Origin of the sequence: Xenorhabdus sp. KK7.4, from assembly GCF_963876465.1 — a bacterium.
GTDB lineage: Bacteria > Pseudomonadota > Gammaproteobacteria > Enterobacterales > Enterobacteriaceae > Xenorhabdus > Xenorhabdus stockiae.
Window position 1 is genome coordinate 1 of the sequence record NZ_CAWNQF010000154.1, and the last position, 1,544, is coordinate 1,544.

Annotated in this window: 3 protein-coding genes; 1 reads left to right on the plus strand and 2 read right to left on the minus strand. The window is 47.0% G+C overall.

The window, feature by feature from the left end; genetic code table 11:
• Positions 1 to 218 (plus strand): hypothetical protein (locus tag AACS90_RS22660; protein WP_206601869.1); only part of this gene is annotated, 218 nt, incomplete at its 5' end.
• 32 nt (positions 219 to 250) lie between these two features.
• Here AACS90_RS22660 and AACS90_RS22665 read toward each other — a convergent pair.
• Both AACS90_RS22665 and AACS90_RS22670 read right to left on the minus strand, forming a co-directional pair.
• Entirely contained in the window at positions 251 to 664 is a 414-nt protein-coding gene (locus tag AACS90_RS22665; protein ID WP_099123655.1) for a hypothetical protein, read from the minus strand.
• Between the two features lie 55 nt (positions 665 to 719).
• Positions 720 to 1,409 (minus strand): C40 family peptidase, encoded by a 690-nt coding sequence (locus AACS90_RS22670; RefSeq protein WP_099123656.1) that lies wholly within the window; start codon positions 1,407 to 1,409, stop codon positions 720 to 722.
• Between the last annotated feature and the right edge of the window lie 135 nt (positions 1,410 to 1,544).

Genomic DNA, 1,544 nt, shown 5'->3' on the forward strand with positions numbered 1-1,544 from the left:
TGGCGGCAACAGCTCAAAATATCAAGAAGATAGCCTTACTGGTGGCGGCCCTTTGTTGGTTTTATCTGCGGTGCTTTCGTGTATTTAACGGGGCCAGAAACCCAATCTTGTGTCGGAAAAGAATTGGCTGGGGAGGAAGCCGGAAAAATCGAAAGATGAGGATTGATGATGAAGGCAACAAACCGTGTTATTTTCAACGCGGTTTGTCAGCAGTCTGAAACCCCCGTTAGGGGGTTATATTGTGGCTTTTTTAAAAGGCAGTTGGATAAATACTGTAATCACCATTCGAGCCATATCCAACCCGATATATTAGCGTTTCATTTTCAGTAACTATCCCTTCCTGTTCGCTCATACCTCCACCACATATTCCTTTCGGCCACGCACTGAAAATATGCCTTCCTACCTTAGGATATATTACAGCCTTCTGTGCTGAACCTAAATCAGCAAGCTCTTGACCATCAATGTAAATTCGGGATAAACAGGCACTACCGCCAATACCTGCGTCTCTTTTTATGATAACTTTCCCTGTACCTTCTTTTTTGGCAAATAAATCATGTTTTATTATCTGCTTTTCTGGCACTGGCTTGGCTGCTTCATTAGAGATTGGCCTCGTTGCGCAACCTGTTACAAGTAAAGCCGTTGCCACTAAAGCTATTTTTTTCATACCAATAATCCCTGTAATTAAGAAGTCTTAATATTACCTATAAGAGATTAATTAGTCATGAGACTTTATACCTCAGCACTATTACAGTACGTTCCTGCCAGTAGCCACTGTAAGACACACGGTTGCTGAGCTGCCCGTACATATGGTGCAGCATCAGGCCATCACCGAGATACACTCCGGCATGATTAGGTTCACGGGCCTGCACCTGCATGATGATCACATCACCGGTCTGGAGTTCCCCGCTGCATTCAATAAACCTCGCCGAGGCGTAGTGCTGCATATAGAGATTTTCGCCCCGATTCCACCAGCCGTCCGTCCGGACAAAATCCGGCAGTTCAATGTTGCGCTCCAGCCGATACCAGTCGCGCACAATGGCGTAACAGTCCCATATACCGTGGACAAACGGACGCTCCAGTAAAGGCTTAACCCCCTCCGTGGGCATCAGCGTACGGATATCCCCTTCCGGCCATGAGACAATCACCCACGGAAGTTGTGACAGGTCACACTGGGCAATATCTAACTGACTGGGCTGAGTGGTCGCGTCCGGGTGACTGTGGACAATGGCAATAATCGTTCCGGCATCTTCGGCGGCGGCGTAGTCTTCCGGGTGAAGGCTGAACTGCTCTGTTGGGACTGAGGCAGTATTGCGGCAGGGAAGATACTGTTGTTTGCGGCTGTTCTGAATGACCAGTCCGCAGCATTCATTCGGGTAGTCGGCCTGCGCGTGATCTAAATAACTTTTCATAATAGTGGGACACTCGATTTACTTTCTCTGAAAGAGTCTATTTGCAGATTTTTTCAAGAATTTTTTCACATTACTGAGCAGTTGCCACATATACCGACAACAATGGTTACGTGTGACTGTTTCATGTAACGTGTG